Origin of the sequence: Nonomuraea sp. NPDC050691, assembly GCF_040654455.1 — a bacterium.
In the GTDB taxonomy this organism is placed as follows: Bacteria; Actinomycetota; Actinomycetes; order Streptosporangiales; family Streptosporangiaceae; genus Nonomuraea.
In genome coordinates, this window is the sequence record NZ_JBFAIA010000289.1 from 1 (window position 1) to 6,210 (window position 6,210).

The window sequence follows — 6,210 nt, forward strand, 5'->3', positions numbered from 1 at the left end:
GGTGTAGCCGACCGACTGCCACTGGCTCATCGCGATGACGCTCCAGATGGCCGACGACTCCTCGCCGAGCCAGGCGCGGGCCAGGTGGCCGATGCGCCCGGGCAAGATCGTCGCCATCGGCCTCAACTACCTCGACCACATCCGCGAGACCGGGATGGACAAGCCCGCCCGCCCGCTGATGTTCGCCAAGTTCCCCTCCAGCGTGATCGGCCCCGGCGAGCCCGTCGTCATCGACTCCGGGCTGACCGGCAGCGTCGACTGGGAGGTCGAGCTGGCCGCCGTCATCGGCACGCCCCTGCGCCACGCCGGCCCCGCCGAGGCGCTGGCCGGGGTCGCCGGCTACACCGTGGCCAACGACGTCTCGGCCCGCGACCTGCAGTTCGCCGACGGCCAGTGGACGCGCGGCAAGAGCCTCGACACCTTCTGTCCCCTCGGGCCCGCCGTCGTGACCCCCGACGAGCTGGGCGACCCGCAGGCGCTGCGCCTGCGCACCGTGGTCAACGGCGAGACCGTGCAGGACTCCAGCACCGCGGAGATGCTCTTCGGCGTCGCCGAGCTGCTGTCGTTCTGCTCGGCCTCCTTCACCCTCGAACCCGGCGACGTCGTGCTCACCGGCACCCCGTGGGGCTGCGGCGCGTTCATGGACCCGCCGCGCTCCCTGAGCCCCGGCGACGTGGTCGAGGTGAGCGTGGAAGGCATCGGCGACCTGCGCAACCCCGTCGTGGACGGCACCCGATGAGGGCGGTGGTGTTCACCGCGCCGGGCGTCGTCGAGATGCGCGACGTGCCCGAGCCCGAGCCCGGCCCCGGCGAGGTGCTGGTCCACGTGGCCGCCTCCGGCATCTGCGGCAGTGAGCTGCACGGCGTGCGCACCCCGGGCTTCCGCGTGCCGCCGCTGGTCATGGGCCACGAGTTCGCCGGGCACACCGACGACGGGCGCCGGGTGGTCATCAATCCGATCCTGTCGTGCGGGCGCTGCGACCTGTGCGCCGCCGGTCTGCGCAACGTGTGCAGGGAGCGGCGCATCGTCGGCGTCCACACGCCCGGCGCGTTCGCCGAGCGGGTCGCCGTGCCCGCCGGGGCCCTCGTCCCGGTGCCCGACGCCCTCGGCTGGACGGCCGCCGGCGTCGTGGAGCCCGCGGCCAACGCCGTGCACGCCTGGGAGCTGGCCGGCGCCCCCGCGGGCGCCCGGGTGGGCGTCATCGGGGCCGGCGCCATCGGCCTGGCCTGCCTGCTGGTCGCCGTGTCGGGCGGCGCCGCCCGGGTCGAGGTGGCCGACCGCTCCGCGGAGCGCCTGGCCGCCGCGGCCCGGCTCGGCGCCGACGCCGCCGTCGACCGGCTGTCCGGCGAGTACGACGTGATCTTCGACGCGGTCGGTGCCGCCGTCACCCACGAGCAGTCCCTGGCCCTCCTGCGCCCCGGCGGGGCCGCGGTCTGGCTCGGGCTGGCCGACAGCGACGCCGGGTTCGACGCGGCCGCCCTGGTGCGGGGCGAGAAGCGGGTGCTCGGCTCCTTCGCCTACCGGGACGCCGACTTCGCCGCCGCCGTGGACCTCATCGGCACGTGGGACCTGAGCTGGGTGGACACCTTCCCGCTGGAGGAGGGGGCCGAGGTGTTCACCGCCCTCATGAACGGCCGCGCCACCCCGGTCAAGGCGTTACTCACCCCGGAGCCCCTCACCCCAGAGCCGCGCTGACCCGCCCTGCGATCGCCCCGTCGTCCCCTGCCGCCCCCCCCGATCCCCCGCCCCGCCGCCCCCTGCCCCGGCCGTCCCACCGGGGCCGTCCCGCCGTCTCACCAGGGTCGTCCCGCCATCCCGCCAGGGCCGTCCCGCCATTCCACCAGGGTCGGCCTGCCGTCTCGCGAGGGCGGCCTGCCGTCCCACCGCGACCGGCAGTCAGGTCCCGGGTCCGGCCCGCGTCCCACCCCGCCCACGTCCCGCCGCGGCTTCCCTGCCGGGTAGCGAGGCACGGCACGGCAAGGGACGCGGAGAGGTGACGGAGGAGACCGAGGCGGGCCGGCGCGGAGAGGGGGCCGGAGGGCGGTCAGGCGTGGTCGCGGTAGGGGTTGGCAGGGACGCCCTCGACGGAGGTGCGGCAGCGCAGCAGCTCGCCGCCCGCAGTCCCGTCCCACGCGGTCGTCACGTACAGGTCGGTGAGGCCCGGGCCGCCGAAGGCGCAGCTCGTGACGTTGCGGACGGGCATCACGACGGTCAGGTCCACCCGCCCGTCCGGGCGCAGGCGCAGCACCGCGCCGCCGTCCCACAGCGCGACCCACACGTGGCCGGCCGCGTCGACCGCGATGCCGTCGGGCATGCCCCGCGTGATCTCGGCGAACGTCCGCCGTCCGGCGAGCAGCCCGCTGCCGGGGTCGTAGTCGAAGACGTCCACCCGGTTGGTGAGGGTGTCCACGTAGTAGCACAGCCGCTCGTCCGGGCTCCACGCGATGCCGTTGGAGATGCCGACCCCGTCCAGCACTTGCTCCGCGCGGCGGTCGGGGCCGAGCCGGTAGAGCGCGCCGGCGCCGGGGGTGTCGTCCTCGGCCTTGGTGCCGGCGAAGAAGCGGCCCGCCCGGTCGCAGGCCCCGTCGTTCATGCGGTTGCCGGGACGCTCGGCGGCGGTCACCGGCGCCACCACCTCCAGGGCGTTCGGCGCCGATCCGTCCCAGACGGGCTCGTCCGCCAGCGCGAAGCCGTCGCGCACCGCGAGCGCCAGCCCTCCGGCGGCCCGGGGGACAGCCACCCCGACGGGCTGCCCCACTTCGGTCACCGCGTGCGAGCCGTCGGCCGGGTCCAGACGGCGTACCCGGCCCGCCGGGATGTCCACCCACAGCAGCGTGTCGGTGCGCCCGTCCCAGCGCGGGCCCTCGCCGAGCCGCGCCGGCGGCACCGCGACGATCTCGGGCTCGGACACTCTGGTCATCGGCCCCTCCGGGAGCGGCCGGCCACGCGGGGGCACCTCAGGGCAATCATCCAAACCTCATTCCGTGATGCAGAACGATCTTCCAAGTGGGAGACGCGCGGAGACCGGACCGGACGGGGGCGGGGTCAGAACTCGGCGATGGCCTTGAGCAGGCTCGCGCCGATCTCCTCCATGCGGGCGGGCGGCATGCGGTCCTTGAGCGCCGTCACGCTCACCGCGGCCACGGGGGTGGGCTTGCCCATGAACACCGGGGCGGCCACGCAGCGCACGCTGGGCTCGTTCTCCTCCAGGTCGAGCGCGTAGCCGCGCTCGCGGATCAGCGCCATGTGGGCGGCCAGCTTCGCCGGGCTGGTGATGGTGGAGCGGGTGGGCGCGGCGAGCGGCCCGTGGCGTTCGGCCCACGCCTTGATCGCCTCGTCGGTCGGGTAGGTCCAGGCCAGCAGCGCCTTGCCGACGCCGGTGGCGTGCGCGGCGTTGCGCCCGCCCACCACCGAGGTCATCGTGATCGCCCGCATCGTCTCGACCTTGTCGAGGTAGACGACCTCGGCGCCGTCGAGCGTCGCCATGTGCACGGTCTCGGCGAACTCCTCGCTCAGGCGCAGCAGCAGCCGGTGGATCACGGCGCGGACGTCCATGGTCTCGTAGAAGCGGAACGCGGTCGCGAGCATCTCCGTGCCGAGGAAGTAGGGCCCGCCGGGGTCGGGCTGCGCGGCGAACCCGCGGTGCTTGAGCGCGCCGAGCAGGCGGTGCAGCGAGCTCTTCGGGAGCCCCAGCCGGGTCGACAGCTCGTCGATGGTCATGCCCCTGCTGTGCCTGCCGATCTCCTGCAGGATCAGCAGGGCGCGATCGACGCTGGTCACCGGCGACTGCGTACCGCTCACGGTTCCTCCTCGGACGGCCCGGTGGCCGGAGTTTTCCGAATCATGGAATGCTATCGCGTAAAGCGGAATGGCGCCACCGTACGTCCTCGCCGCGCGGGGGTCAGAAGACCCTCATGTGGTGGAACAGCTCGTACGCCTCGTCCATGGCCGAGAACGCCGCGGCCTCCGAGCGTTTGACGGCCAGGTAGGCGCTGCGCCGCAGCGGGCCGAGCGCCTCCATGAGCACCTCGTCGGCCTCAAGCGCGTCGAGCGCCTCGTTCAGCGACGCCGGCAGCCGAGGGTACCGTCCCGGCCGGGTGTCGGGGTCCACGTCGACCGACTCGCCCGGGTCGAGCTTGCGGCGCAGCCCGTCGAGGCCGGCGTGGATGACCGCCCCGAGCGACAGGTACGGGTTCGCCGAGGAGTCGGACGGCTTGAGCTCCAGGTTGGGCTCGCCGCTCTCGCCCAGCGGCGAGCAGATCCGCACGGCCGCCTCCCGGTTGTCGGGCCCGTGGACCGCGTACGCGCCGGCCCACGTGCGCGGCGCCAGGCGGCGGAAGGAGTTGACCGTGCCGCAGGTGAGCGCGGTCAAGGCGGGCAGGTGGGCGAGCAGCCCGCCGACGAAGCACTCCAGCTCCTCACCGCCGTCGGCGAAGACGTTGCGCGAGTCCCGCCACAGCGACAGGTGCAGGTGGGCGCCGTTGCCCGCCTGTCCGGCGAGCGGCTTGGGGGCCAGCGTGGCCCACATCGACATGCGCATCGCGACGCCGCGGACGGTCTCGCGGTAGAGGACATGATTGTCGGCGGCCCGCAGCGCGGAGGCGTGGCGTACCGACAGCTCCTGCTGGCCCGGCCCGAGCTCGGGATGGTAGTGCTCGACCCGGAGCCCCTGCGTCTCCAGCGCCCGGACGAGCTTGATCGTGTAGTCGTGCGCCGTGTCGAACCCGGTGCCGGCGTAGCAGAGGGTGTCGTCGATCGGCACGACGCGGTCGGGCCCGCCCGTGGGGTCGGGCAGGCGTCGTCCCAGGGTGAACTCCGGCTCGAAGGCCGCCATCAGCGTGTAGCCCTCGGCGGCCAGGGCCTCCACCGCGTCCTTGAGGAACGTGCGCGGGCAGGCGTCCCAGGGGGAGCCGTCCTGCCGCCGCAGATCCGAGAGCATCGCGGCGGCGCCCGGTGCGTACGGGAGCGGGACGTACGTCGCCGGGTCCGGGACGATGCGTACCTCGCCCACCGGACCCATGTGCTCGACGTCCTGCAACTGGTCGAGCATGTTCATCGCCATCATGGCCACCGTGTGCCCGATGCCCGTGGTGAGGCGCTCGGCCAGCCGCGTCCGCGACGCCGCCTTGCCGCGGATCACGCCCCCGTGGTCGGCGTACAGGAAGCGGATGAGCTCGACGCCTTCGAGCTCGGCCCGCTCCAGGACGCGCCGCACGTGAGGATCAGGCTGGTTGATCTTGGTGGCGGTCGGGCGATCTCTCATCCTGTCTGCGTAACACGTTCCCGGGGTACGGGGAAGCGTCTGACGCAGACAGGAGGCCAGCTCACGTTAGAACATTGGTAAAGAAGACGGCCAACTGATTGGCTCCATGGACGATTCCGTCGAACACGCCGTTGACCGCGGACGCGGCCTCGGCCGGCCGGTTGAACAGGTAGAAGATCACGAAGGCCACGAGCACATACGTGGCTACCTTCTTGACCTGCATGGGGGCCTCCTGCAGTCCATTCCCAGCCGTATATACCCGGATCTGGGCGATCACTGGCATCTTCTATGAAGATGTTCTTGATCCTAACCGGGGGGCTTCCTTCTCACGCCATGGTACGGATCACGGGGGTAGCCGAGGGGGTATCAGAGTTGTTGCCCCGGTATGCCAGGCGCAGGAGGAGGTACACCGGCAATCCGAGGGGCGACAGCAGGATCGTCAGCATCATGACCGGGGCCATGAGCAGAGGGTGCACGCCCCGCTCCCGGCTGTCGAGGTAGATCCACCGGCCGAGGAACAGGTCCCAGGCGATGATCTGCGCCCACAGGGCGGCCAGCGCCTCGGGGGTGGCGACCAGGGCCGTGAGCCCGGCCAGCGAGGGCCTGGTCACGACCGGCCAGACCGCGCCGAGCACCGGCACCAGCAGCACGAGGTTCACCACCAGGGCGGGCAGCACGATGAGCGGCGAGGCCGCCACCTTGCGGGTGACCGACCAGGCGGGGGCGAGGATCATCAGCGCCCAGAACGGCGCGGCGGCGTAGAAGCTGAGGTCGAACAGGGTCGCGGTGCTCATCGGCGACTCTCCGATCGGGTGGGGGACGGGGCGCCGATCCCGCCCGTGACGGCGGGACCGGACGGCGTGCGGCGCGTCATCGCGCGGCCTCCGCCCGGGGTGGCGGCGCAGGCGTGGTGGGTCATCGCGCGGCCTCCGCGGGGGTGGCGCCGG

General features: G+C 73.2%; 7 protein-coding genes. 2 read left to right on the forward strand and 5 right to left on the reverse strand.

Translation table 11 applies throughout. The annotated features are described in order from the left end of the window. The first annotated feature begins 91 nt into the window (after window positions 1-91). Window positions 92-739 carry a fumarylacetoacetate hydrolase family protein gene (locus tag AB0H81_RS43355; protein ID WP_358387915.1) on the forward strand — a complete coding sequence of 216 codons (648 nt, stop codon included), beginning with the start codon at window positions 92-94 and terminating at the stop codon, window positions 737-739. Continuing rightward, on the forward strand, window positions 736-1,695 hold the full coding sequence (locus AB0H81_RS43360) for an alcohol dehydrogenase catalytic domain-containing protein (protein ID WP_358387918.1): 960 nt from the start codon (window positions 736-738) through the stop codon (window positions 1,693-1,695). Before AB0H81_RS43355 ends, AB0H81_RS43360 begins: the two co-directional genes overlap by 4 nt. A gap of 349 nt (window positions 1,696-2,044) precedes the next feature. On the opposite strand, the gene AB0H81_RS43365 is transcribed toward AB0H81_RS43360, so the two are convergent. The 5 genes from AB0H81_RS43365 to AB0H81_RS43385 form a co-directional block, all read right to left on the reverse strand. Next, entirely contained in the window at window positions 2,045-2,920 is an 876-nt protein-coding gene (locus tag AB0H81_RS43365) for an SMP-30/gluconolactonase/LRE family protein (protein WP_358387921.1), read from the reverse strand. A gap of 125 nt (window positions 2,921-3,045) precedes the next feature. Next, window positions 3,046-3,801 (reverse strand): IclR family transcriptional regulator, encoded by a 756-nt coding sequence (locus AB0H81_RS43370; protein WP_358387924.1) that lies wholly within the window; start codon window positions 3,799-3,801, stop codon window positions 3,046-3,048. 100 nt (window positions 3,802-3,901) lie between these two features. After that, window positions 3,902-5,263, reverse strand: coding sequence for a glutamine synthetase family protein (locus AB0H81_RS43375; RefSeq protein ID WP_358387927.1), 1,362 nt, complete (start codon window positions 5,261-5,263; stop codon window positions 3,902-3,904). Window positions 5,264-5,324: 61 nt separating this feature from the next. After that, window positions 5,325-5,486, reverse strand: a complete 162-nt coding sequence (locus AB0H81_RS43380) for a hypothetical protein (RefSeq protein WP_358387929.1) — start codon at window positions 5,484-5,486, stop codon at window positions 5,325-5,327. 103 nt (window positions 5,487-5,589) lie between these two features. Next, window positions 5,590-6,057: an ABA4-like family protein gene (locus tag AB0H81_RS43385; RefSeq protein ID WP_358387932.1), complete on the reverse strand. Its 468-nt coding sequence runs from the start codon at window positions 6,055-6,057 to the stop codon at window positions 5,590-5,592. Window positions 6,058-6,210 lie beyond the last annotated feature (153 nt).

Excerpts from the sequence above, each read along its gene's own strand:
- AB0H81_RS43360 (WP_358387918.1), top strand. The coding sequence starts at position 736 with ATGAGGGCGGTGGTGTTCACCGCGCCGGGCGTCGTCGAGATGCGCGAC.
- AB0H81_RS43385 (WP_358387932.1), bottom strand. The coding sequence starts at position 6,057 with ATGAGCACCGCGACCCTGTTCGACCTCAGCTTCTACGCCGCCGCGCCG.
- AB0H81_RS43355 (WP_358387915.1), top strand. The coding sequence starts at position 92 with ATGCGCCCGGGCAAGATCGTCGCCATCGGCCTCAACTACCTCGACCAC.
- AB0H81_RS43375 (WP_358387927.1), bottom strand. The coding sequence starts at position 5,263 with ATGAGAGATCGCCCGACCGCCACCAAGATCAACCAGCCTGATCCTCAC.
- AB0H81_RS43365 (WP_358387921.1), bottom strand. The coding sequence starts at position 2,920 with ATGACCAGAGTGTCCGAGCCCGAGATCGTCGCGGTGCCGCCGGCGCGG.
- AB0H81_RS43380 (WP_358387929.1), bottom strand. The coding sequence starts at position 5,486 with ATGCAGGTCAAGAAGGTAGCCACGTATGTGCTCGTGGCCTTCGTGATC.